The 22,988-nt window shown below is 63.2% G+C and carries 21 protein-coding genes, 8 tRNA genes and 1 other RNA gene; 17 read left to right on the forward strand and 13 right to left on the reverse strand.

The genetic code is table 11. The features are described from left to right. Positions 1–36: 36 nt before the first annotated feature. The 4 genes from EN807_RS09480 to rpsU form a co-directional block, all read right to left on the reverse strand. Positions 37–1,473 carry an MFS transporter gene (locus EN807_RS09480; RefSeq protein WP_135934735.1) on the reverse strand — a complete coding sequence of 479 codons (1,437 nt, stop codon included), beginning with the start codon at positions 1,471–1,473 and terminating at the stop codon, positions 37–39. Positions 1,474–1,755: 282 nt separating this feature from the next. Then, the gene (locus tag EN807_RS09485; RefSeq protein WP_135934736.1) at positions 1,756–2,229 is read right to left on the reverse strand and encodes a DUF992 domain-containing protein; all 474 of its coding nucleotides are present in this window, start codon (positions 2,227–2,229) and stop codon (positions 1,756–1,758) included. A gap of 162 nt (positions 2,230–2,391) precedes the next feature. Next, positions 2,392–3,237, reverse strand: coding sequence for a tetratricopeptide repeat protein (locus EN807_RS09490; RefSeq protein WP_135934737.1), 846 nt, complete (start codon positions 3,235–3,237; stop codon positions 2,392–2,394). Positions 3,238–3,387: 150 nt separating this feature from the next. Then, positions 3,388–3,660, reverse strand: a complete 273-nt coding sequence (gene rpsU, locus EN807_RS09495) for a 30S ribosomal protein S21 (RefSeq protein ID WP_023675331.1) — start codon at positions 3,658–3,660, stop codon at positions 3,388–3,390. A gap of 406 nt (positions 3,661–4,066) precedes the next feature. On the opposite strand from rpsU, the gene EN807_RS09500 reads away from it, so the two are divergent. Further along, positions 4,067–4,576, forward strand: coding sequence for a DUF892 family protein (locus EN807_RS09500; RefSeq protein ID WP_127318135.1), 510 nt, complete (start codon positions 4,067–4,069; stop codon positions 4,574–4,576). Beyond that, the gene (locus EN807_RS09505) at positions 4,563–5,006 is read left to right on the forward strand and encodes a DUF6766 family protein (protein WP_245477774.1); all 444 of its coding nucleotides are present in this window, start codon (positions 4,563–4,565) and stop codon (positions 5,004–5,006) included. Before EN807_RS09500 ends, EN807_RS09505 begins: the two co-directional genes overlap by 14 nt. Before the next feature lie 78 nt (positions 5,007–5,084). Here the strand turns inward: EN807_RS09505 and EN807_RS09510 are convergent, their stop codons facing one another. Both EN807_RS09510 and EN807_RS09515 read right to left on the reverse strand, forming a co-directional pair. Continuing rightward, positions 5,085–5,474, reverse strand: coding sequence for an SET domain-containing protein-lysine N-methyltransferase (locus EN807_RS09510; protein ID WP_135934738.1), 390 nt, complete (start codon positions 5,472–5,474; stop codon positions 5,085–5,087). A gap of 121 nt (positions 5,475–5,595) precedes the next feature. After that, positions 5,596–6,354, reverse strand: a complete 759-nt coding sequence (locus EN807_RS09515; RefSeq protein WP_135934739.1) for an SDR family oxidoreductase — start codon at positions 6,352–6,354, stop codon at positions 5,596–5,598. A 265-nt stretch (positions 6,355–6,619) separates the two neighbouring features. Here EN807_RS09515 and EN807_RS09520 point away from each other — a divergent pair, with 265 nt between their 5' ends. From EN807_RS09520 to EN807_RS09540, 5 genes are all read left to right on the forward strand, one after another. After that, positions 6,620–7,873 (forward strand): sarcosine oxidase subunit beta, encoded by a 1,254-nt coding sequence (locus EN807_RS09520; RefSeq protein WP_135934740.1) that lies wholly within the window; start codon positions 6,620–6,622, stop codon positions 7,871–7,873. An 88-nt stretch (positions 7,874–7,961) separates the two neighbouring features. Then, positions 7,962–8,258 (forward strand): sarcosine oxidase subunit delta, encoded by a 297-nt coding sequence (locus EN807_RS09525; protein ID WP_135934741.1) that lies wholly within the window; start codon positions 7,962–7,964, stop codon positions 8,256–8,258. Beyond that, on the forward strand, positions 8,255–11,248 hold the full coding sequence (locus EN807_RS09530) for a sarcosine oxidase subunit alpha (RefSeq protein WP_135934742.1): 2,994 nt from the start codon (positions 8,255–8,257) through the stop codon (positions 11,246–11,248). Before EN807_RS09525 ends, EN807_RS09530 begins: the two co-directional genes overlap by 4 nt. Beyond that, a complete protein-coding gene (locus EN807_RS09535) occupies positions 11,241–11,822 on the forward strand; it encodes a sarcosine oxidase subunit gamma (protein WP_135934743.1) in 582 nt (193 codons plus the stop codon). The genes EN807_RS09530 and EN807_RS09535 overlap by 8 nt, the downstream gene beginning before the upstream one ends. A gap of 54 nt (positions 11,823–11,876) precedes the next feature. Next, a complete protein-coding gene (locus tag EN807_RS09540) occupies positions 11,877–12,107 on the forward strand; it encodes a hypothetical protein (protein WP_065011085.1) in 231 nt (76 codons plus the stop codon). An 80-nt stretch (positions 12,108–12,187) separates the two neighbouring features. Here EN807_RS09540 and EN807_RS09545 read toward each other — a convergent pair whose 3' ends face one another. The 4 genes from EN807_RS09545 to EN807_RS09560 form a co-directional block, all read right to left on the reverse strand. Then, a complete protein-coding gene (locus EN807_RS09545; RefSeq protein WP_127318117.1) occupies positions 12,188–12,427 on the reverse strand; it encodes a DUF680 domain-containing protein in 240 nt (79 codons plus the stop codon). Positions 12,428–12,649: 222 nt separating this feature from the next. Next, complete coding sequence (locus EN807_RS09550) at positions 12,650–13,294, reverse strand: TetR/AcrR family transcriptional regulator (RefSeq protein WP_135934744.1); 645 nt, start codon at positions 13,292–13,294, stop codon at positions 12,650–12,652. Positions 13,295–13,576: 282 nt separating this feature from the next. Further along, a complete protein-coding gene (locus EN807_RS09555; protein ID WP_029348059.1) occupies positions 13,577–14,071 on the reverse strand; it encodes a MaoC family dehydratase in 495 nt (164 codons plus the stop codon). Between the two features lie 26 nt (positions 14,072–14,097). Beyond that, positions 14,098–14,913, reverse strand: a complete 816-nt coding sequence (locus tag EN807_RS09560) for an SDR family oxidoreductase (protein WP_135934745.1) — start codon at positions 14,911–14,913, stop codon at positions 14,098–14,100. Positions 14,914–15,377: 464 nt separating this feature from the next. On the opposite strand from EN807_RS09560, the gene EN807_RS09565 reads away from it, so the two are divergent. After that, the gene (locus EN807_RS09565; RefSeq protein WP_135934746.1) at positions 15,378–15,569 is read left to right on the forward strand and encodes a DUF2283 domain-containing protein; all 192 of its coding nucleotides are present in this window, start codon (positions 15,378–15,380) and stop codon (positions 15,567–15,569) included. 2 nt (positions 15,570–15,571) lie between these two features. On the opposite strand, the gene EN807_RS09570 is transcribed toward EN807_RS09565, so the two are convergent. The 3 genes from EN807_RS09570 to EN807_RS09580 form a co-directional block, all read right to left on the reverse strand. Next, positions 15,572–18,703, reverse strand: coding sequence for an efflux RND transporter permease subunit (locus tag EN807_RS09570; protein WP_135934747.1), 3,132 nt, complete (start codon positions 18,701–18,703; stop codon positions 15,572–15,574). Next, on the reverse strand, positions 18,703–19,857 hold the full coding sequence (locus tag EN807_RS09575) for an efflux RND transporter periplasmic adaptor subunit (protein WP_135934748.1): 1,155 nt from the start codon (positions 19,855–19,857) through the stop codon (positions 18,703–18,705). The genes EN807_RS09570 and EN807_RS09575 overlap by 1 nt, the downstream gene beginning before the upstream one ends. 580 nt (positions 19,858–20,437) lie before the next feature. Further along, positions 20,438–20,866, reverse strand: a complete 429-nt coding sequence (locus EN807_RS09580) for a CBS domain-containing protein (protein WP_029348055.1) — start codon at positions 20,864–20,866, stop codon at positions 20,438–20,440. 405 nt (positions 20,867–21,271) lie between these two features. On the opposite strand from EN807_RS09580, the gene rnpB reads away from it, so the two are divergent. The 9 genes from rnpB (at position 21,272) to EN807_RS09625 (ending at position 22,738) form a co-directional block, all read left to right on the forward strand. Next, an RNA gene (rnpB, locus tag EN807_RS09585) (RNase P RNA component class A) lies at positions 21,272–21,572 on the forward strand. A 59-nt stretch (positions 21,573–21,631) separates the two neighbouring features. Continuing rightward, positions 21,632–21,708 (forward strand) — tRNA-Pro (locus EN807_RS09590). Positions 21,709–21,770: 62 nt separating this feature from the next. Then, a tRNA-Leu gene (locus tag EN807_RS09595) sits at positions 21,771–21,856 on the forward strand. Positions 21,857–21,876: 20 nt separating this feature from the next. After that, positions 21,877–21,968 (forward strand) — tRNA-Ser (locus EN807_RS09600). A gap of 2 nt (positions 21,969–21,970) precedes the next feature. Further along, positions 21,971–22,047 (forward strand) — tRNA-Ser (locus EN807_RS09605). 106 nt (positions 22,048–22,153) lie between these two features. Further along, positions 22,154–22,238, forward strand: a tRNA-Tyr gene (locus EN807_RS09610). Positions 22,239–22,292: 54 nt separating this feature from the next. Beyond that, positions 22,293–22,379, forward strand: a tRNA-Leu gene (locus EN807_RS09615). Between the two features lie 143 nt (positions 22,380–22,522). Then, positions 22,523–22,596: transfer RNA gene (locus tag EN807_RS09620), tRNA-Cys, on the forward strand. Between the two features lie 53 nt (positions 22,597–22,649). Then, a tRNA-Ser gene (locus tag EN807_RS09625) sits at positions 22,650–22,738 on the forward strand. The last annotated feature ends 250 nt before the right edge of the window (positions 22,739–22,988 follow it).

The following is a 22,988-nucleotide window of genomic DNA, read 5'->3' on the forward strand; positions in this document are numbered from 1 at the left end:
TTTTTCCAAAACCGGTACCCACTTTTGGGTCCGATGCTACCCGGGTGCTTCCTGTGGCCGGGCTGCCGGTCCCGAGATCCTGAGGGCGGCGAGGCATCCCAGAATCCCGAGTGGCACGAAGGCGAGAAACAGCCAGGTGGCGACATTTGCCGCCGCTTCGCGGTTCAGGCCTTCGGAGAAACCGCTGGCATTGGCGACGATGCTGGTCAGTGCGGCACCCACCGCATAGCAAATGCGCTGCATGGTCGGCACGGCGGCGGAGGCGATCGTCTGCTCACCATCCCCAGCCGATGCCACGATCACGCGTGTGACGAAGGGCCAGGCAATGCCGAAGCCGCCGCCCTGCAGCAAGGCGCAAAACAGGATCAGCGGAATCGAACCCGCCGGCACGGCGTAGGCGAAGCCGGCGATGCCGGCCGCGATCATCAGTGCGCCGCCGGTGATGATCAGCCTCTCGCGTTCCGGCGGCGCATTGGCGACGAGGATCGACAGGATCGACCAGGCGATCGATTCGGCGGCGATGATATAGCCGGTGGTCAGGATCGGAATGCCGTGCAGGCTGGTCAGAAGCAGCGGCCCGTAGACGGCGAAGGAACAGGTCGCCACCGAAAAGGCGGCGACCATGGTCATGCCTGCGCCGACCGGCGTGCGCCATGAGAACAGCCGCGACGGGAACAGCCGCGAGCCCGGCTTCAGCGCGTCGATGCGGATGAACAGCGCAAGCCCGATCAGTCCGAGGACCAGCAGTAGAGAGGAACGCAGCCGGGCAATGTCGACCCCAGCCGTGGCAATCAGCACGACGCTGACGGCAAGGCAGCCGAGCGCGGCAAAGGGGAAGGGCGGCGCCGTTCCAGTGATCGCCTGTGGCCTGGTTGCCTCAGGCGTGTCGAGCACGATAAAGCTCGCCAGCGCCATAGCCGTGCCGCCGACTGTGAAGACGCCGAAAGCCCAGCGCCAGGAGAGCAGCTCGGTCATCAACGCACCGAGCACCGGTCCGCTGAAGGCGGCGACGCCCCAGATCGCCGACATGACGCCGAAAAGCTGCGGCCAGATGGCGCGTGGAAACAGCCGCTCGACCGAGACGAAGGCCAGCGACACCAGCGCGCCGCCGCCAAAACCCTCGATCAGGCGCCCGGCCAGGAACAGCGGCATGGAGGGCGCGATGGCGCAGACCAAGGCGCCGGCGGCATAGAGCAGGGCGGCGACCACCATGTTGGTGCGCAGCGCGACATAGCTCACCAGCCGTCCGGCGGCAGCGCCTGCGACGATGGCGCCGAGCTCGTAGATCGCCAGCGACCAGCCGACCAGCTGAACGTCGGCGAGCTCGCCGACCATGGCCGGCATCACCGTTGCCACCATGGTTTCGTTGGTGGCGTGCAGCAGGATGCCGAGGCTGATGAAGCAAAAGCGCGCCAGATCGCCGCTCGCCCACAGCGCGCGCCAGTCGACCCTGTTTGTGCTGGTTTCCGTCACCCCGCCCTCCCAAACTTTCTTATGCGCCGATTAAAAAATGGTGGAGCGCTCTTTGATTCAAACAAGCGCGCGGCGCTTCGGGGACGGGTTGTAAAACCTCAACCGCAGTTGAGTTCAAGCGGTTTTTGCGGGTGCGCCGAGATGCTGGCGGGAAGTCTGGGTGATCGAAGATTGGCGATCATGGCGTCAGCGATGATCATCCTTGGCATGGCGGTTTCCAAAATCATGCGGCGCGGAACAGTCCAATCCTGTTCCGCGCCGCAGAGCCTCGCTATGGCACGCTTATTTGAACGAGTGGATCAGCTCCAGTGAGGTGACGGCGACTGCCAGGTTGACACCGGTCTGCGCCTGTACGTTCAGAGGCTGCAGCGAGAAGGCGCTGTTCAGTCCGCCGACCAGTAGATTGGCGCCGCCGCCAGTCACCAGGCTGGCCTCGGCATTGACGCCATAATAGCTGCCGGCAAGATCGCCGGAATTACGGTCGCGGGTGGCCGCCAGAACCGCCCATATCAATTCGCCCTGGTGCGTCCTGCCGACGTCGACGCCGAGCTTTGATATGACCCCGGTATAGGCTTCGGGGGGACCGCCATGATGAGGGCGAAAGGTGCAGGCCACGCCTTTGTTGGATGTGACGATGTAGCCGGTGCCGCCGTCGATGGTGCAGTCGAGCACGCCGAGCTCCAGCCTGCCCGCGCTGGCAGGGGCAGCGAGCACCGTGGCGGCGAGGGCGGCGGCACAGGCGAGGTTCTTGATCATGGGAGGGGTCCTTTTCGCGAATTGCCTTGAACAACGGCTGAACATTCCGAGCGTTCCGCCGAAAACTTGGCGCGATCAAGGCGGGTCAATGCACAGTCATTGAAGGTTTCGAAGCCATGCCAAACGGCAGGCCTGCCATATTAGGCCCGACGCAGCCGTCGGTCAGCCGGTGCTGGTGCGCGCCAGGCCGTCCTTGGCCGGCTGGTAGGTGGGATTGAGGCGCACTGCCTCGCGGTAGGATTTTGCCGCCTTGGCCTTGTCGCCGCGCCGCTCGTAGATCAGCGCCTGGTTGGACCAGGCCTCGGCATTCTTGCCGTCGAGCTTGATCGCCATGTTGATGTCGGCGAAGGCATTGTCCTCGTCGTTCATGGCGAGGTAGGAGAGGCCGCGGCCATTGTAGGGCTCGGCGGCGTCCGGCGCCAGCGAGATGGCGGTCGAGAAATCCTCAATGGCGAAAGCGTGCTGGCCCTGGCTCTGATAGATCAGGCCGCGATTGTGGTAGGCGCGTGCATCTGTCGTGTCGAGCTGGATCGCCTTCTGGAAATCGTTGAAAGCTTCCTGGATGCGGCCGGCTTTGCGGTAGAGGTTGCCGCGGCCGATATAGGCGGCGTCATAGTCGGGATTGATCTGGATCGAGCGGTTGTAGTCGGCAAGCGCGGCCGCCTGGTCGCCGAGGAAGCGCTGGATGAGAGCGCGGTTCGAATAGGCCTGGTAGAAATTCGGATTGAGCTGGATGGCGGTGTTGAAGTCCTTGAGCGCCGCCTGATACTGGCCGCCGCGGCCATAGGCCGAGCCGCGCACATTGTAGCCTTCGGGATCCTGGGGACTGCGCTGGATAACCGCCGACAGCGAGGAGATGTTCTCGGCCGACCCTTGTGCCTTGTCGATGTTGGTGAATTCGCCGGTCGGGACTGTCTGGCAGCCGGCGAGCGCCAAGCCAGAAAGCAGGGCTGCTGTCAGGGCGAAGCGGCGCATAACGGTTCTGCGCTCCACGCTTGTTGCGTTCATATCTGCTCTGTCCTCACTGCCCGCCGCGCCGTCAGGTCTGTTCCGTCTCCGAACCGTCCCTCTCCGAACTGGTCGAATTCAACAAAAAGGTGGCGGCGATTACGCATCGCGCCACCTTGGGTATCCTTCGAAAAGGACGAAAAATTGGCGTCAGAACCGCGGCGGACGCGGAGCACCTGCACCAGCAGCACCAGCCGCCACCGGGCGCGGCGTCATCGGCAGCAGACCCTCGCGCTGGGCGCGCTTGCGGGCCAGTTTGCGGGCGCGGCGAACGGCTTCCGCCTTTTCGCGGGCGCGCTTCTCGGAAGGCTTCTCATAATGTCCGCGCATCTTCATTTCGCGGAAGATGCCTTCGCGCTGCATCTTTTTCTTGAGCGCGCGAAGCGCCTGATCAACATTGTTGTCGCGGACGAGTACCTGCACGGGCAATCCTGTCTTTCGGGTTTGTTAACAACAGGCAAGTGGCCATAGTCGCTTGCCTCCGCGGCAGTCTACACCACGAATTGTGGCGGCTGATAGCAGAATCATGCTGCTCTGTCCACTGCCGAAACGAAAAACCCGCCTCGGCAGCGGGTGTCGGCGCAAATCAGCACCATGTGGAAATCAATAGCATAACTGCCGTCAGAAAGCAAGAAATTACGACTTCTGGTAGTAGTTGCCTTCTCGGGCGGGCTCTCCGCGCCGATGAGAGCGATCGTTGGCGTTTTCTCCGCCACCGATAAATTCTTACTGCCTCAATCCGGCAAAACGGTCCGCCCGGCTTTATCGACGAAGGAACAAACCTCGTTCCCCATGGTTGTTTCGCATTGGCACGCACAGGAGAAAACCGATGTCAGAAACCCGTGAATGGCTCGTCCAGTGGCTCAGGGACGCGCATGCGATGGAGGAGCAGGCCGAAACCATGCTGAACGGCCAGCTGAGCCGGCTGGAGAGTTATCCCGAACTCCGTGAGCGCATTAACCTGCACGTCGACGAGACGAAAGGGCAAGCCGCACGCCTCAGAACCTGCCTGGAACAATTAGGCGAAGATACGTCCACGCTGAAGGACGCCGGCGGCAAGCTGCTGGCGATGGCGCAGTCCCTAAGCGGCGTCTTCGCCGGCGACGAGGTGATGAAAGGCTCACTGGCGAGCTACACCTTCGAGCACATGGAGATCGCATCCTACACGATCCTTATCGCAGCCGCCGAATCCCTTGGCGAAACAGAAGTCGCCCGGGCTTGCGAACAAAACCTGCGTGAGGAGGAGGCGATGGCCGAGTGGCTGAAAAACAAGCTGCCCGCGACTACGCAGCAGTTCCTGGCTCGCTCGGAGTCGGACAGCGACAATGCCAAACGATGAGGACAACAGGCCGGCGGCCAAGATGACGCCGCCTTCGGTGTGGCGGGCCTACAGCTATGCCTGGATTACCCTCGGCTTCTTCATCATCTCGATCGTCGGTCACTGGGTTTTCGGCTGGTTCGCCTATCTCGACGAGCAGCAAGCGCTCGGCCAACCGCCCGAATTCAGCGGCTATCTGATCGAGATGAGCCGCGACACGCTCGAGAACTGGCAGTCGGAATTCCTGCAACTGCTCTGGCAGGTCGGCGGCCTGGCGTTCCTGCTCTTCGTCGGTTCGCCGCAATCGAAGGAGAGTACCGACCGTATGGAGGCCAAGATCGACGCGCTTCTTAGGCTTGTCGATCCGAAGAAAGGCAAGGAAGCGATTCGCGAGCTGGACCTGCAATATGACGGCCGCCACACGGACGAGCCGCACGCCCACCGGAACTAATCGGGGGATGGAAACGTGGCCCGGAGCCGATCATCGCTCCGGGCCATTTGATGCCCTCCTCCGACACAAACCAGATCGCTATGAAGCTGTGGCCAAGTGAAGCCGCTCGAAATCCTCGAAGAACTCGCCGTAGTCGCAGGTTATTTCGTCGCCCGCCGCTATGTCGCGGATCGCGGTTGCCCCGCCATACTGCGAAAAATCCGTGTTCGGCCTTTCGGCGTGGTTCATGAAGCGGCCATTGTCGACTTCATAGACCATGAATCCGGGCCGGTCCGGGCTTGGATACGCATATCTGTCGAGCAATTCCCTGAGATGGGGCGGCGCGGCCTCATATTTTTCCATCGGGATCAGCCGGTCGAAATCCGGATCGAGCTGCCAGATCGACGCTCCCTTCTTGATCGGCTCGGCGGCGAACACGCCGACGCCCTCGATTGCGCTCGCGGCGATGTAGGTCCTGATCAGCAGCATATTTTCGGCTCGTCTTCGACAGCATTCTACGAACAGAAAACGCAATCGCTAAATCGCGCCAAGAAAGCAAGGCCGGTTTTGCAACATGCCGTGTTCCATTGTTCGCCGATGAGAAAACGCCTCACGTCCGGCTGATCGAAACACCGCCGTCGGCATACAGCGCGGTTCCGGTGGTGAAGCTCGACGCATCCGACGCCAGATAGAGGGCCGAGCGGGCGATCTCTTCAGGCTCGGCAACGCGCTTCAAGGCATGCAGGTTTTCGATGAAGGCTCGCGATTCAGGTGTCTTGAACGTTGCCGAAGGCGTATCGGTGCCGCCCGGCAACAGCGCGTTGACCCGCACGCCTTTCGCGCCGTATTCGGCGGCAAGCACCTGCGTCAGTCCGATCAGCCCGGCCTTGCTTGCGGCATAGCTGGTCATGCCGGGCATGCCGACGGTGTGGCCGACGAAGGTAGAGGTGAAGATCAGCGATCCGCCGCCGCGTTCGACCATGGCCGGCACCTGATACTTCGCGCCGAGAAAGGCGCTGGTCAGGTTGGTGTCGAGCGTTTCGCGCCAGGCCTGCAGCGACAAGTCGGAGATCGGCCCCATCTGGCCGACGGCGCCGACATTGCTGAAGGCGATGTCGAGCCCGCCAAACCGGCCGACAGCCAGTTCGACAAGGGCTTTCGCATAGGCTTCGTCGCGGACATCGCCGGCAAGAGCGATGGCGGTGCCGTCGGCGTCTTCGATTTCGGCAACCAGCGCATCGAGCTCCGCCTGGCGACGGGCCGCGACGACCACCTTGGCGCCTTCCTCCGCAAACACCTTGGCCGTGGCGCGGCCGATGCCGGAGCTGGCGCCGGTGACGATGGCGATCTTGTTGGTGAGTGCGAACATCTTCTCTGCATCCTTCTTTCGTGCCGGCTTGCCGACGTTTTGGATGCGTCGTCGCAAATTGCGGCGATGCGAGCCACCCGATACCTGCGAACGCGTACCGAATGCATCGTCGGCCCGCCGGACTGCCAGCGTCTTTTTCATCGCGGCGCAAAACGGCAAGCGCCGTCGCAAACAGCGCAAGGCTGGCAGCGCGGTTTCGCTAGTGATACTGCTCGCGCGCCGGCGCTCGATTGGATGCCCGGCCGCTATCTGCGAGGCTGGAACGTTGAAGAAATACTCGGTATTCGCCATCGCCCGCGAGGCTATGCGCGGCCACAAGGGTTGGGAGGAACAGTGGTCCTCGCCAGAGCCGAAGAAGGAGTACGACGTCATCATCGTCGGCGCCGGCGGCCATGGCCTGGCCACCGCCTACTATCTCGCCACGGTGCACGGCATCACCAATGTCGCGGTCCTGGAAAAGGGCTGGCTCGGCGGCGGCAACACCGGCCGCAACACCACCATCATCCGCTCCAACTATCTCTATGACGAAAGCGCCGGCATCTACGACCATGCGCTGAAGCTGTGGGATGGGCTCAGCCAGGAACTCAACTACAACGTCATGTATTCGCCGCGCGGCGTCATGATGCTTGCGCACAATGTGCACGACATCCAGGTGCTGAAGCGCCACGTCCACGCCAACCGTCTGAACGGCATCGACAATGAATGGCTGACGCCGGAAGCGGCGAAGGAATTCTGCCCGCCGCTCAATATTTCGCGCGATGCCCGCTATCCGGTGATGGGCGCGACCCTGCAGCGTCGCGGCGGCACCGCGCGTCACGATGCCGTCGCCTGGGGCTACGCGCGCGGCGCTTCGGCGCGCGGCGTCCACATCATCCAGAATTGCGAGGTCACCGGAGTCAAGCGGTCGCCGAATGGCGCGGTCACCGGCGTCGAGACGACGCGCGGCTTCATCGGCGCCAGGAAGGTCGGCGTCGTTGCCGCAGGGCATTCGTCCGTCATCATGAACATGGCCGGCGTGCGCATGCCGCTGGAAAGCTATCCGCTGCAGGCGCTGGTGTCGGAGCCGGTCAAGCCGGTATTCCCTTGCGTGGTGATGTCGAACACGGTGCATGCCTATATCTCGCAATCCGACAAGGGCGAGCTGGTCATCGGCGCCGGCACCGACCAGTATGTCTCCTATTCGCAGACCGGCGGCCTGCATATCCTCCAGCACACGCTCGACGCCATCTGCGAGATGTTCCCGATGTTCACGCGCATGAAGATGCTGCGGAGCTGGGGCGGCATCGTCGACGTGACGCCCGACCGCTCGCCGATCCTGGCCAAGACGCCGGTGCCCGGCCTCTACGTCAATTGCGGCTGGGGCACTGGCGGCTTCAAGGCGACGCCGGGCTCGGGCCATGTCTTTGCCCATACAATCGCAAAAGACGATCCGCACCCGATCAACGCGCCCTTCACCATCGAGCGCTTCCGCACCGGCCGTCTCATCGACGAAGCGGCGGCGGCGGCGGTGGCGCACTGATGATGGCCCGCTTCGTGATGTTGGGTCAGAGGCTTTGCGTTCAACCGGCCGGCGCCCGCGTCGGCCACGGCGAATTGTAGGAACAACCATGCTTCTCATCCGCTGCCCCTATTGCGAGGAAGAGCGCCCGGAACTCGAATTCCGCAACGCCGGCGAGGCGCATATCGCTCGTTCGGCTAACATGGCCGGCGAGAGCGATGACGACTTCGAAAAGTTCTTCTTCATCCGCTCGAATCCCAAAGGCATCATTTATGAGCGCTGGCGGCACATGCATGGCTGCGCGCGGTTCTTCAACGCCGTGCGCGACACCGTCAGCGACAGGTTCCTGATGACCTACAAGGCCGGCGAACCCAAGCAGGCGAAACTGCCGGGAGCCTCCGAATGATCGCAGCGTTCCGCATCCCCGGCGCCGGGCGCCTCAAGCAGGCGGAGACGACCCGCTTCAGCTTCGACGGCCAGTCCTATGCCGGTGTCGAGGGCGATACGCTGGCCTCGGCGCTGCTCGCCAACGGCGTCCATCTGGTCGGCCGCTCGTTCAAATACCACCGGCCGCGCGGCTTCCTGTCCGCCGGGGCGGAAGAGCCCAACGCGCTGGTTGAGATCAAGCGCGACGCAGCGCGCAAGACGCCCAATGTCCGCGCCACCGTGCAGGAGCTCTATGACGGGCTGACGGCGCAGTCACAGAACCGCTGGCCGTCGCTGTCCTTCGACGTCAGTGCGGTCGGCGACATCGCCTCGCCGCTGCTTTCGGCCGGCTTTTACTACAAGACCTTCATGTGGCCGAAGGCTGCCTGGAAAAACCTCTACGAGCCCAAGATCCGGGCCGCGGCCGGCCTCGGCGTCGCCCCCGACCAGCCGGATCCCGACCATTATTCGGCGCGTTTCACCCATTGCGACGTGCTGGTGCTGGGCGGAGGTGCTGCCGGTATTGCGGCCGCACTTGCCGCGGCCGAAACCGGCGTGCGCGTCATCCTTGCCGATGAACAGGCGGATTTCGGCGGCAGTCTTCGTTTCGAGAGCGGCGCGAAGGTCGAAGGCCAGGACGGTTTTGCCTGGGCACAGACCGCGATCGTCAAACTCAAGGCCATGGACAATGTCCGCGTGCTCTCCCGGACCACGGCCTTCGGCTATTACGCGCAGAATTTCGTCGGGCTGGTCGAGCGCGTCAGCGATCATCTGCAGAATCCCGGCCGCGACCTGCCGCGCGAGCGGCTGTGGCAGGTCCGCGCCAGGCGCGTGGTGCTGGCGACCGGCGCCATCGAGCGGCACATGGTGTTCGCCGACAACGACCGCCCGGGCATCATGCTGGCGTCAGCGGCGCGCACCTACCTCAACCATTTCGGCGTGGCGGTCGGCAGGAATGTCGGCGTCTATACGGCCAATGATTCCGCCTATGCGGCGGCGATCGACCTGAAGAAGGCCGGTGTCGGCGTGGCGGCGATAGTCGACCTGCGCGACAACCCGACCGGGTTGGTGATCGACGAGGCGAGGGCGCTCGGCATCGAGGTCAATTTCGGCCGCGCGGTGATCCGCGCCGGCGGCAAATTGCGCGTCTCATCGATGACCGTGCAGCCGAAGAATGGCGGCGGCGAACGTACCATCCCTGTTGACGCGATCCTGATGTCGGCCGGCTGGACACCGTCGGTGCATCTGTTCTCGCAGTCGCGCGGCAAGGTTGCCTTCAACGACGAGACCAAGCGCTTCGTGCCCGGCGCCTATCCGCAGGACTGCGTCTCCGTCGGCGCCTGCAACGGCATGGACGGGCTATCGGCGACGATCGACGAGGCCTATGCGGCGGGCGCCAAGGCGGCGAAGGATGTCGGCGCCAACACCGCCAAGGGAAACAAGCCGAAGGTCGACGCCAGCGAGAGCTGGTCGCGCGGCATGCTGGGTGCGGCACCCGGCGCCGGGCCGGACACGACGGTCAAGGCCTTTGTCGATTTCCAGAACGACGTCACCGCCAAGGACATCCGGCAGGCGGTGCATGAAGGCATGCGCTCGATCGAGCACGTCAAGCGCTTCACCACCAACGGCATGGCGACCGACCAGGGCAAGACCTCGAACATGCATGGTCTGGCAATCGCCGCCGAGACGCTGGGCAAGCCGATACCGCAAGTCGGGCTGACGACGTTCCGGGCGCCCTACACGCCGGTGACCTTCGGCTCGATCGTCGGCCATGCGCGGGGTCCGCTCTTCGAACCGACTCGCAAGACGGCGATCCATCCCTGGGCCGAGCGCCAAGGCGCCGTGTTCGAGGATGTCGGCCAGTGGAAGCGCGCCTGGTATTTTCCAAAGGCGGGCGAGGACATGCACGCCGCTGTCGATCGTGAGTGTGTCACGGTGCGCAAAACGGCCGGCCTGTTCGACGCCTCGACGCTGGGCAAGATCGAGGTGGTCGGGCCGGATGCGGCGAAGTTCATGGAACTGCTCTACACCAATCCGTGGGAAAAACTGGAGCCCGGCCGCTGCCGCTATGGCATCATGCTGCGCGAGGACGGTTTCATCTATGACGACGGTGTCGTTGGCAGGCTTGCACCCGACCGTTTCCATGTGACGACGACGACGGGCGGTGCGCCGCGTGTCATGAACCATATGGAGGATTACCTCCAGACCGAGTTCCCGCATCTCAACGTCTGGCTGACCTCGATCACCGAGCAGTGGGCGGTGATCGCCGTGCAGGGGCCGAAGTCACGGGAGATCATCGCGCCGTTGGTCGAGGGCATCGACATGTCGGACGAGGCGCTGCCGCATATGTCGGTGCGCGAGGGCAAGATCTGCGGCGTGCCGACAAGGCTGTTCCGGATGTCGTTCACCGGCGAACGCGGCTTCGAGGTCAACGTGCCGGCCGACTACGGCCAGGCCGTCTGGGAAGCGCTGTGGGCCGAGGGCCAGAAGCATGGAGCCTGTGCCTACGGCACGGAGGCGATGCACGTGCTGCGTGCAGAAAAGGGCTACATCATCGTCGGCCAGGACACCGACGGCACGGTAACGCCTAACGATGCCGGTCTCGATTGGGCAGTCGGCAAGAAGAAGACCGATTTTGTCGGTATTCGCGGCATGGCGCGGCCGGACCTTGTCGCCAACGGCCGCAAGCAACTGGTCGGCCTGAAGACCAAGGATCCTAAGGTGGTGCTGGAAGAAGGCGCGCAAATCGTCGGCGATCCGAAGCAAGCGATCCCGATGACCATGATCGGCCATATCACCTCCAGCTACTGGTCGGAAAATTGCGGCCGCTCGATCGCGCTGGCCCTGGTTGCCGGCGGCCGCGACCGGATGGGTGAGACGCTTTACGTGCCGATGCCCAACGCGACGATCGAGGTGGAGGTCACCGGCATGGTGTTCTTCGACGAGAAGGGGGAGCGCCTCAATGGCTAAGGCTGCCGCGAAGAAATCTGCCGCCGCTGCGCCGTCGGTCGAACGCCGCCCGGCTCTCGCCAGTCAGGAGCTTTCCGCAACCGGCGTCACGCTTGTTGTGTTGCCACCGGCGGAGCGCATTTCGCTGCGTGCGCCGGACGCCTCGGTCGCGGCGCTTTCGAAGGCGCTCGGCGTGACCCTGCCGCAAAAACCCAAAACCTCGGCGGCAAAGGCCGGGCGCACGGCCTTGTGGCTTGGGCCGGACGAATGGCTGGTCATCGATGAGGTGGGAAAAGACCCGCTCGCCGACTGCGCCGAGGTGACAGTGCTGCATTCGGCGGTCGGCATCTCGCATCGCAACGTTGCCATATCGGTCACCGGCCCGGCAGCGGTGGCGACGATCAATTCAGGCTGTCCGCAGGATCTGTCGCTCGACGCCTTTCCGGCAGGCGCGGCGTCGCGCACCATTCTCGGTAAGGTCGAAATCGTGCTGCTGCGCACCGCGTCCGACGCGTTCCGCGTTGAATGCTGGCGTTCCTTTTCCGATTATGTCTTTACTTTCCTGTCGGAGGCGGCCCGCGACGCAGCGGCATAACGTTCGCTGCGCCCGATCGTTTGCCGGAGCCGGAGCAAGTCGAGGGAGGTGTCGATGCCGTCGAAATCAGCGCCAAATCCACCAGTCCAGAAGACGTCGGCCGTTCGCTCTCTCGAACACGAGCCGCATGAAGGCTCAAATATTGAAGAGGAGCTCGAGGAAGGCCTCGAGGATACGTTTCCGGCCAGCGATCCGGTGTCGATCACCGGGACCTCGATTTCCGGCGCTCCCGCAAGGCCCGGCAAGGCCAAGATCGTGGCCGGAATGAAGAAGCGCAGGAAATAACTTCCGTCCGGCGGAGTCTGGCTGAAATGGCCACGAAAGTGGGCGGTCAGGATTTCCTACCACCCATTTGTTTTCGAACCTCAGAACGTGCTGGGCACGATCCACGGATCGATGTCGATGCCGAGCCGCGGATCCTTGTTTTCAGTCGAGCCCTTGTGGGTCGCCGGGCCTGTCTCTTCGACCGATCCGGTCGCGCCGCAATCGAGCTTGACGTTGGTGTCGGCGCAGGCTGCGGCCGGCTTGCCGGGCTGGCTTTGGCCGGCCAAGGCAGCGCTTGAGAATGCCAGGACGGCCACGAGGGCGAAGATCGTCTTTTTCATTGTCTGTCTCCGGTTCAACTGCTGAATCTTTGCCGTACATGTACGATATAGCGTACATATACGCCCGACAGTCGCGGGCTCCAAGTCAGAAGTCGTACATGTACGAAAAAGTTTATATGGATGTTAGTAATCGCGCCGCGCCAGCACGCGACGAGTTGAACACGCGGTGCCGTTCACGCGTGCCTTACAAAATCTTCAGCTATCTGAAACCGAAGGAACCCTTCAGCAGTTGACTGGCGTCTCGGTCAGCGGCGGCACGTCCTGTGTCGCCAGCGCGGCAAGCGTGAAGTCGCACATCCGTTTCACGAACGCCTGCTGGTCGCCGAATGGATAGAAAGGAAAGGTAATCAGCAGCGAGATCGTGCCATGGCCAACCGCCCACAGCATGGTGGCAATGGCGCGCGGGTCGCCCTTCAGCCTGCCGGCGGCAACGCAGGCCTCGACCCTATTGACCAGCACTTTCATCAACGGGTTGCCCTCTTGCATTTCGGCGAAGGTCCTGCCTTCCGGGGGCTTGACCTTTTCGGTCATGAATATCGTGCGATACTCGTTTGGGTTGCCAAGGCCGAAGGCCGCGTATTCGGTCATCACCACTTGCAGCGCCTCGATCGGATCGTCGGCCGGGTGATCCTCGATACGCTTTGCCAGGGTCTCGAACGCATCTTCGGCCAGCGCGAACAAGATGTCCTGCTTGTCGGCGAAATAGGAATAGACCGACATTGGCGCATAGCCGACGCGCTTGGCCAGCTTGCGGATGGTGAGGCCTTCATAGCCTTCCTCCTGCACGAGCTTGTGCGCTGCATCGACAAGTTCGGAGCGCAGTTCGGCCCTTTGCTTCTCGCGGCGTGTCTGGACGCTGAGCGGCAATTTTCGCCTGCCTTCTGTTAGCGGCTGTTAGTGGCTGGCTAATTTATATACGCTGTACGGAAACGGACAAGGCGCCGTCAAATCAAGCATTGGCAAAATCGGCGTCGCAGCGCTCCGATTGACGATACCCCCAAGAGCAATTCCAGAAAAAGTGTGAACGGTTTCCGTCCGGAATTGCGCAAAAACAAAGAGATAGAGCGGTTCGGCGTTTCCGTGAAACGATGAACCGCTCTAGGTCGGCCGGCACATGAAGATCATCTCCGCCGAGGCTCGTTGAGCCGTTCAGGCCGCTTCTGGCTGGCGCTCGATCAATGTCAGCGTCAGCCAGCGCGCGGTCAACGCCGGTTTTTTCGAACCCTCGATCTCGATGGTCACATCATGCGCCGTCTGCACCCAGCCCGACGGCCTGACCTTGACGTCGGCCAGCACGAAACGGGTGCGGATGCGCGCGCCGGTCTTCACCGGCGCCAGGAAGCGCAGCGAATCGAAGCCATGATTGACGCCCATCTTGCTGTTTTCGAGCGGCGGCATGGTCTCGAACGTCATCGCCGATAAAAGCGAAAGCGACAGGAAACCATGCGCGATGGTGCCGCCGAACGGCGTCTCGCGCTTGGCGCGCTCCGGATCGCAATGGATGAACTGGTGGTCGTCGGTGGCATCGGCGAACTGGTCGATCATGCGCTGCGAGACCACCCGCCACGGCGACACGCCGACTTCCTTGCCGACACTTGCCAGAAGCACATCGAGACTGATCGGTTCCACGCTGATGTCCTCCATTTCAACCGTCCGGAACGCGAGCGGCTTCATTCCTTGAACAGTGTCAGCCCATGCTGCACCGACTGCCCGCCATCGATCGGCAGGATGGCGCCGGTGACATAGCTGCCGGCTCGGCTGCACAAATAGAGCGTTGCGCCGGCAATGTCATCCGGCGCGCCGATACGGCCGATCGGAACATGGCCGCCGACATGCTTGGCCTGGTCCTCCGTCGCGGTGGCAAAGGCGGTCATCCGGCTCTGGAAGGGGCCGGGTGCGAAAGCGTTGACGGTGATGTGGCGGGCGGCGAACTCGATCGCCAAGGTGCGTGTCAGGTGGTGAACCGCGGCTTTCGAGGCAGAGTATGAATAGGCGTCGTCCGCCAGCGGCTGCGTACCCATCACCGAACCCAGATTTATCACCCGGGCCGGATCGGCATCGCTGGCGGCGGCGTCGAGCAGCGGCAGGAGCTCGCGCGTCAGATGGAAGACGGCAGTGACGTTGACACCGAACACCTTGGCCCAGGCATGGTAGGGGAAGCTTTCCAGCGGCGCGCCCCAGGAAACGCCGGCATTGTTGACCAGGACATTCAGCCGTTCGGTCCGTGCCTTGACTTCGGCAACGAGAGCCGCGATGCCGGCCTCGCTAGAAACGTCGCCGGCAAAGCCTTCCGCCCGGCCGGAGGCGCCGAGGCCATTCAATTCGCCGGCGACCCTGATGCAATCCTCGCCCTTGCGCGAGGCGATCATCACGCTGGCGCCGCCCTGGACCAGCGCGGTCGCCGCCATGCGGCCGATGCCGGTCGCAGCGCCGGTCACCAGCGCGGTCTTGCCGGCGACTGAAAACAGCTCATCCAGATAGCTCATCGCAATTCCTCCGCGCGCCCTTGCCTCGCCCAGCAAAAGGCTCGCGTTGACAAGGCTAACCGAAGTACGATCATCCCTGCCGCAGGTAAAGTGCCGGGTTGAGGCAAATCGATTCAGACAACTGGCGGCATCGAATGGCCACCAGTTGTTGAAGTCGGCGCCGCCCCTCATCGCCCTGCCGGGCACTTCTCCTTTATAGTGACGGGGAGAAGGGGGGCTGGCCTCCACGCCGGCCCTTCCCGTAACGCTGGTGATTGGCGAAACCATCAATGAGAGCACCCTCTCCCCGCCACTATACGGGGAGAGGATGCCGGCAGGCAGGTGAGGGGCAGCGCAAACGCTCGGAACGAGCGGCCACTGGTCTAAAGCTGAAACGATTGTCCTGCCGGTGTGCGCTGAGGTTTCTACGCCTGAGGAAATCCGTATACTGTCTGTCTATTTCGATCGCGGGCGAGAAGGCCGAAATGACGCTCAAACTCGAATATGACCCGAAAGCTGATGCTGCCTACATCCGTTTCTCCTCGGAGGCGATCCAGGAAAGCGAGGAAGTTTCTGCAGGCATAGTCCTCGAATATGATGCTGAAGGCCACATCGTCGGGACGGAAGTGCTGGATGCTCGAGAACACCTTCCCGCCGCGATGCTGAGAGCGGCCTGACCCTACTCAGCCGGCTCGACATTAGTGTAGGCGGCTTCCTCGAGCTCGCGCTTCAGCCGCGATGCCTCTTCCACCTTCGGCGTCACGAAGCGGCCGAGCAGGAGATAGGCGACCGGGGTCAGGAATAGCGTCGAGACGGTGGCCAGACCGAGCCCGCCGACGATCACCCAGCCGAGCGCGATGCGCGCCTCGGCGCCGGCGCCGCTCGCCAGCACCAGCGGCACGCCGCCGAGCACGGTGCAGATCATCGTCATCATTACCGGCCGCAGCCGGATGGTCGAGGCCTGCTCGATCGCCTCGCGGACGCCGAGCCCGCGGTCGCGCAGTTGATTGGCGAACTCGACGATCAGGATGCCGTTCTTGGCCATGACGCCGACCAGCAGCACCAGGCCGATCTGGCTGTAGGCGTTGAGGCTGGTGCCGCTGAGCAAAAGGGCAAAGATCGCGCAGGCAAGACCAAGCGGCACAGTCGCCATGATGATGACCGCGCTGACGAAGCTCTCGAACTGGGCGGCGAGCACCAACAGGATGATGACCAGCGAGAAGCCGAAGATGGTGATCATGGCGCTGTTGGTCTCGCCCAGCGTCGCGGCCTCGGCCAAGGGGACGATGCGGCTGCCCGGCGGCAGGAGCGGCGTGGCGATTGCCTCGGCGCGGGTGAGCGCCTGGCCGAGCGCGAAATCGCCGCTGAGATTGGAGGTGATCGCCACCGACGGCTGCTGCTGCTCGCGGGTCAGCGAGGGCGGCACGGCGCGCTCGGCCAGCGTGGCAATGGTCGACATCGGCACGAAGCGGCCGTCGGCCGTCTTCAGGAAGATGTTCTCCAGGTCGGTCGGATCGTTGATTGGGTTGGTCGTCGAGACGAGCTTCACCCCGTAGCTGCGGTCGGCGATGTAGACGTCGACGACATCATTGCCGTCGAGCATGGCCTGGAAAGTATCGGCAAGCCCGGTGATGTCGATGCCGAGGTCGGAAGCGCGCTCGCGGTCGATGGCCACCGAAAGCTGGGGTTGCGTCGGGTCGACGGAGAGCCGGGGCGACTGGAAGCGGGCGTCCTTCCGCATCTCGGCGATGATCTTCACCGCAGCGTCGCTGAGCGCCGCGCGATTGTTGCCAACCAGCGCGAACTGCAGGCCGTTGCCGGCGCCGCGAATGCCGAGGCTGTTGGGCTGAATCGGAAAGACGCGCACGCTCGGCACCTGCCCGGTGAGCCGTCTGATGTCGGCCATGATCTGCTGCTGGCTGCGGTCGCGCTCGTCCCACGGCGCCAGCGTCATCACCATGAAGCCGGCATTGTAGGCGCCGTTCCGGCCGGCGCTCTCGAACGTATTGCGGATTTCGCCGGAATCGCGCAGCGGCTGGATCAGTTTTTCGATCTTCTGCATCTGCTCGGTCGTGTAATCGAGGCTGACGCCTTGCGGCGCGTCGACGCGCATGAGCACGACGGCGCGATCCTCGGTCGGCGTCAGTTCCTGGCGAATCGTGCCGAACAGCGTGAAGGCGGTGGCTGCAAACAGCAGCGCGACCAGCAGTACGATCCACGGCGCGTCGAGGCAGGTGCGCAGGCAGCGCCGGTAGAGCGTGTTCAGCGCACCGCCGATGCGGGCGCCGATGCCGCTGCCGCCTTCGTGGTGAAGCGGCGCGGCCGATAGCATGCGTGAGGCAAGCATCGGACAAAGCGTCAGCGCCACGACGGCGGACAGAAGCACCGATATGGCGAGAACGAAGCCGAATTCGCGGAACAGGCCGCCGGTCTGGCCGGGCAGGAAGGAAATCGGCACGAAGACTGCGACCAGCGTCAACGTCGTGGCGATGACGGCGAAGAACACTTCCTGGGCACCAAGCACGGCTGCGGCGCGTGGCCCCATGCCTTCGTTGCGTCGTCGCACGATGTTTTCCAGAACGACGATGGCGTCGTCGACGACCAGGCCCGTCGCCAGCACCAGGGCGAGCAGCGTCAATATGTTGACCGAGAAGCCGGCGAGATAGATGGCGGCGATCGTCCCGATCATGGCGACCGGCATCGCAAGCCCCGGAATGAGCGTCGCGCGCCAGTCGAGGAGAAAGACGTAGATGACGATCAGCACGATGGAGACGGACAGGCCGAGTGCGATCTCAACCTCATGCACCGCGCCGTTGACGAAGACCGCATCGTCGCTGGTGACCTTGATCGACATGCCCTGAGGCAAATCCGCCTGCAGCGCGGCGACCGCGGCCCTGACGCCGGTCGAAATATCCAGCGTGTTCGATTCCGCCTGGCGGATGATGCCGAGACCGATGCCGGTCTTGCCGTTCGAACGCAACGTGGTCTGGCCGATATCGGGGCCGAGCGTGACGGTGGCGACGTCGCGGATTCGGGTCGTGCCGCCGATGATGATGTTTTCGAACTCCTCCGGCGTGGTCACGTCCGCCGTCGGACGCACGATCAGGTCCTGGTTGGTCGTGGTGATCGAGCCGGCCGGCGAATCGAAAGCGACCGAAGCCAGCGCTGTCCTCAGGTCGGCGACGGTGAAGCCCAGGCTGGCAAGTCTGTTCTGGTCGACATCGATGCGGAAGATCTTGTCGCGGGCGCCAAAGACCTGGACGTCGGCAACGCCGGGCACGGCGGCAAGCTCGTCCTCGATCTGGTCCTGGACCAGCACCGTCATGTCCTGCACCGACATGGTGTCGGAAGTGAGAGCCAGCCGCATAACCGGCTCGGAATTGGCGTCGGCCTTGACGATGCGCGGCGCATCCGCCGTGTCAGGCATCTGGTCGACGACGCGGCCAACGCCATCGCGCACATCGGAGGCGGCGACGTCGAGGTCGACGCCGTCGTTGAATTCGATGGTGACGCGGCTCGTGCCGAAGGACGAGGTGGACGAGATCGACTTCACACCGGAGACGCGGGCGACCACGCCCTCAATCACGTCGGTCAATTCGCGGTCGACGGTCTCGGCCGCAGCGCCTTCGAAGGTCGTGTTAACGGTGACGACGGCGCGATCGACATCCGGCAGTTCGCGGACCTCGACACCGTAGAATGCAGCAAGGCCGGCGACCGCGATCAGGGTGTTCAAGACCAAGGCCATCACCGGCCTGCGGATGAACAGCGCGGTGAAGCCTGTATCGCTGGCGGCGTTGTTGGTTGCGGTCATCAGCCGTCGGCGTCCGCGGCGCGCTGTTCTTCGCCGGCGATGCGGACCTCGCTGCCTTCGCTGACGCTCTGGGTGCCTTCGGTCACCACCATGTCGCCGCTGACGATTGGGGCGTCGATCAGCACGGTCTCGGTGTTGCGCTGGATGATGCGCACGGCAACCCGCTTGGCCTTGCCGTCCACGATGGCCCAGATATAGGCACCGTCCGAGCCCCACTGGATCGCCAGCGGACTGACCGCCGGATAGCTGTCGCCGGGGAATTTCATGGAGATCTGGAAGGACATGCCGGCACGCAGCGAATCGGCCGGATTGGCGATCTTTGCCTTGACCAGGAGGGTACGGCTGGCTTCATCGATGTGATTGTCGATAGCGGAAACCGTACCGGTATAGGCTTTGTTGGGATTGGCGATCGGCGTCGCCGACAATTGCGCGCCGATCTTGACGGCGGCGGCGAAGCGCTCCGGCACCCAGAATTCGACCAGTATGCTGGAGCGGTCGTCGAGGGTGGCGACCGCCGACTGGCTGGTCACATAGTTGCCGGCTGATATCGGCAGGATGCCGACGACACCGGCGATCGGCGCGACGATCGAGCGGCGCTGCAAGGCCAGTTCCGCATCGCGAAGCGCCAGCTTGGCATTGGCCAGCACCACTTCGGCATCGGCAACGGCGACCGCTGTCGCAGCGTTGGAAGCCCGCAGCGATTTGACCCGGTCGAGCTTGGCCTGCGCGTCCTGCAAAGCAACTTTGGCGCGGTCCTGTGCGATCACCTCGGTGTCGGAATCGAGGGTGGCGATCACCTGCCCCTTCTCAACATGGGCGCCGGACTCGACCAGGAATTCGACGAGGCGGCCGGAACTGTAGGGATTGACCGTCACCGAGGCGTTGGCGCGGCCGGTGCCGATCGCCTGCAGGCGATCGTTGATAATGGCGGCGGCTGCCGGCAATGCGACGATAGTCACCCGCTGACCGGCGGCGTTGCTGCTGCCTGCTTGCCCGGCGTTATCGACGGCGCCGGTTGGTGGCGTTGCGGCATAAGCCCAGTCGATGCCCCAGCGCGCCAGCACCTCCGGCGCGCCTGGAAAAAAGCGAACCCAGGCGGCCGCAGCCGCGACGAGGATCACAAGTGCAAAAACGATCTGTTTCCAGGTGGCCATCGGCGCTCCGGTTGGCAAATATACCGCCTACGGTTGCCAAGGTGAAGTAGACGCGACGGCGCACTCCGACCCGCAGGATGACTCGTCAATATATCAAAGCTTTATGGCAATTCTCCCGCTCGCTTGCACATTAAATCGGCGTAAGGTTGATAAGGGTGCTTGGGTCAAAACCGGACCAAGCGGCTGCGGCCAATTGGGTAGCGGGCGAGTTTGAAACAATCATTGCGGCGGAGGAGCGCTTGGTGCGCAGCGTCGGCTTCAGGTCGGGCTCCCTTGCTATCGATCCTCTTCAGATCGAGCCGCGGAATGAGAAAGTCCATGAATGCTTTGACCTTCGTGCAGCCCGGGGGCGTCATCGCGCTCCCGGCATATGGCCGGGAAGGTGTGGCTAGGGCTCGGTCGAGCTGTCGCTTCGGGCTCCTTGAGACGCGACAACACTCGAGGCCATTTCAAGCCGACTCGTGCCGCCGCTCCTCTTTTTGCTTGAGCATCGGATGTCCCCCACACCGGTACCCAATTTGGGTCCGATGCTATTGTGGGCCGCTGAACTCAGTCCGATCTCGCTTGCCGGGCAGAGCGCTTACGTCGCGTGTGCGCCGCCGGGTACGACCACGCCGGACATCGCGATTCCGACGGTTGCCGGATCTTCCTTCAGCGCCGCGTCCGCGAGCGAGACCACACCTACCAGGCGCTTGTCCCGGTTTAGGACAGGCAACCGCCTGACCTGGATATCACCCATGTTCTGGACGACGTGCTCGATATCTTCATCCTCGAAGCAGTATTTGACATCCTTGGTCATCACGTCGCGGACTGTCGCGTTGCCGTCCTTGCCTTCGGCGACGGCACGTACGACGATGTCACGGTCGGTGATTGTTCCGACGAGTCGGTCGTTTTCTCCGACGGGCAGAAATCCGACATCATCAACCGCCATTCGTTTCGCGATTTTCTGCAGCGACTCGCCAGGACTGGCGAGATGGACGTTGGGGGTCATTATCTCAGCAACTTTCATGGTGAATCTCCCTGTTCGTGCCCAGAACGGCACCAGCGGACGTGGAGCGATATTGGCCTGGAAGATTTGTTGAGGACCTCAGGCCTGTCGCGCTGCGACGCTCGCTCGGCGGTCCCGTTCTTCGCTGATGGAACTAACAGCCTGGCCGAATGGTTCCAGCCGTTGGCCGCGCCGCCATGCAGATCCGCCGGAACGCTCGGGCTCGGTCCCGTTTGCGGTGAATGCCCCTTGGCAGACCGGACATGGGCGCGTGATGCTTGAACTTTCCCGTTTTGTTCCCATATAAACTGGCAGGACCGGAGACGGTCCGCCGCATGGGGATAGTTAACTCTGGCCCTGTGCGGCTCAAATTTTGTTGGTGAGAACGTTGGGATCATGGCGGTCCAGCCGGTCCACCAGAAGAGACCAGATCCCGGGCTGCCGCGCACTAAGCGACGAATGTCGTGGAGCGAGGAAAGTCCGGGCTTCGCCGACACACCCCAGCAGGTAATGCCTGCCCGCCGCGAGGCGAGCCACGGCGTCTGAGACGAGCCGTCCCAGTGGGACGGGTGAAACGGGCGACAGGGTGGGGGAAAGCAACTGCAAGAAGTGCCCTGTGACCTGTGTCGGGGAGGGCTTTGGTGGCGGGCAAGGAGGCGCCTGGCGACAGGCGTCCAAGAGGAATGGCAGCCCTCGACAGAACCCGGCTTACAGGGGATCTGGTCTCAAGCATCTCGTGGCGAGAACCGGCAGACGCGTACGGCTCGGCCTATGGGCTCGGAGAGCCGGAGTGTAGCGCAGCCTGGTAGCGCACCTAGTTTGGGACGAGGGGGCCGCAGGTTCGAATCCTGCCACTCTGACCATCCCGATTCGCGATCTTTGCGAACGCGGCGCGAAGCTGGAAAAGCACTTGCGGACGTGGCGGGCGGACGTGGCGGAATCGGTAGACGCAGCCGGCCTAAACCCGGCCGGGTATTCCCGTTGCGAGTTCGAATCTCGCCGTCCGCACCAAAATCGGGCTGCACCAATATGGAGGGGTGGCAGAGCACGGTTGAATGCGCCCGCCTCGAAAGCGGGTAGGCCTGCAAGGACCTCGGGGGTTCAAATCCCTCCCCCTCCGCCAGCGGGCAGGTGCCTAGCGGCCGAGGCGCCCGCCTGGAAAGTGGGTAGACGGCGCAGGTTCGAATCCTGCCTGTCCGCCAGTTTTTGCCATTTTTTCGAGGCTCGTCCAAAGGCAGGACGCCTGATTTCAGTTCGGAGATCAAGGTTCGCCGTAGCCCGAGCCTAGGTTCTGACTCCGGATGGTTCGGAGGGGTGGCCGAGCGGTTAATGGCAGCAGTCTGTAAAACTGCCCTCTTTGAGTTCGTAGGTTCGAATCCTACTCCCTCCACCAATCATTGAAGCTTCGTATCGATGGCTGGTTCGCTACATCCCTGGGCACCAGGTTGCGGCCGTGGTGGAAATTGGTAGACGCACCGCACTCAAAATGCGGCGCCTCCGTGGCGTGCCGGTTCAATTCCGGCCGGCCGCACCAGATCAGTCGATATGGCTCATTCGGTAGAGCACGCGGCGGGCAGCCGCCGGGTGGAAGCAATATCCGTCTAAGCAATGGAAGACCTGGGCAATGCAAGACGTGGGCAATGCAAGATGTGGCGTCTCTCAGAGGTGAGGCGTCAAGGCGCCGTGGGAGAACGGCTATCCAGCGGATTGCAACTCCGTGTATGCCGGTTCGAGTCCGGCTGGCGCCTCCAAATTATCCACAGCTGATCAACGGCTGGCAAAAGGAAGAGTGGAGCTGACAAATGGAAGAGTGGCCGAGCGGCTGAAGGCGGCGGCTTGCTAAGTCGTTATGCGGGGACACCCGCATCGGGGGTTCGAATCCCTCCTCTTCCGCCGGCGGCATGGGGCTACGGATTAACCCGGAAACGAGAATTGCTGTCGTAACCCATCCCGGCAGCCAACATCCGGAGAACGCAGCACGATGCCAAGCCGGCAATGGTATTAGCAGGTTTCACCAAAAGGTGCTTGACACGAAACCGATGCTTCCCATATACGCCTCTCCAACGAGGGCGGTGCGCCGCTGGCGACGAAGCGGTTCGCTTCTAGATCTGCCCTCTGCGAAATTCAAGAGAGCCGCGTGAGC

Origin of the sequence: Mesorhizobium sp. M5C.F.Ca.ET.164.01.1.1, assembly GCF_004792125.1 — a bacterium.
GTDB lineage: Bacteria > Pseudomonadota > Alphaproteobacteria > Rhizobiales > Rhizobiaceae > Mesorhizobium > Mesorhizobium wenxiniae.

Coding starts and splice junctions, on each gene's coding strand:
- EN807_RS09500 (WP_127318135.1), top strand. CDS start 4,067: ATGTCAGAAACCCGTGAATGGCTCGTCCAGTGGCTCAGGGACGCGCAT.
- EN807_RS09515 (WP_135934739.1), bottom strand. CDS start 6,354: ATGTTCGCACTCACCAACAAGATCGCCATCGTCACCGGCGCCAGCTCC.
- EN807_RS09540 (WP_065011085.1), top strand. CDS start 11,877: ATGCCGTCGAAATCAGCGCCAAATCCACCAGTCCAGAAGACGTCGGCC.
- EN807_RS09535 (WP_135934743.1), top strand. CDS start 11,241: ATGGCTAAGGCTGCCGCGAAGAAATCTGCCGCCGCTGCGCCGTCGGTC.
- EN807_RS09530 (WP_135934742.1), top strand. CDS start 8,255: ATGATCGCAGCGTTCCGCATCCCCGGCGCCGGGCGCCTCAAGCAGGCG.
- EN807_RS09565 (WP_135934746.1), top strand. CDS start 15,378: ATGACGCTCAAACTCGAATATGACCCGAAAGCTGATGCTGCCTACATC.
- EN807_RS09560 (WP_135934745.1), bottom strand. CDS start 14,913: ATGAGCTATCTGGATGAGCTGTTTTCAGTCGCCGGCAAGACCGCGCTG.
- EN807_RS09575 (WP_135934748.1), bottom strand. CDS start 19,857: ATGGCCACCTGGAAACAGATCGTTTTTGCACTTGTGATCCTCGTCGCG.
- EN807_RS09545 (WP_127318117.1), bottom strand. CDS start 12,427: ATGAAAAAGACGATCTTCGCCCTCGTGGCCGTCCTGGCATTCTCAAGC.
- EN807_RS09510 (WP_135934738.1), bottom strand. CDS start 5,474: ATGCTGCTGATCAGGACCTACATCGCCGCGAGCGCAATCGAGGGCGTC.
- EN807_RS09570 (WP_135934747.1), bottom strand. CDS start 18,703: ATGACCGCAACCAACAACGCCGCCAGCGATACAGGCTTCACCGCGCTG.
- EN807_RS09525 (WP_135934741.1), top strand. CDS start 7,962: ATGCTTCTCATCCGCTGCCCCTATTGCGAGGAAGAGCGCCCGGAACTC.
- EN807_RS09580 (WP_029348055.1), bottom strand. CDS start 20,866: ATGAAAGTTGCTGAGATAATGACCCCCAACGTCCATCTCGCCAGTCCT.
- EN807_RS09555 (WP_029348059.1), bottom strand. CDS start 14,071: ATGGAGGACATCAGCGTGGAACCGATCAGTCTCGATGTGCTTCTGGCA.
- EN807_RS09490 (WP_135934737.1), bottom strand. CDS start 3,237: ATGAACGCAACAAGCGTGGAGCGCAGAACCGTTATGCGCCGCTTCGCC.
- EN807_RS09485 (WP_135934736.1), bottom strand. CDS start 2,229: ATGATCAAGAACCTCGCCTGTGCCGCCGCCCTCGCCGCCACGGTGCTC.
- EN807_RS09505 (WP_245477774.1), top strand. CDS start 4,563: ATGCCAAACGATGAGGACAACAGGCCGGCGGCCAAGATGACGCCGCCT.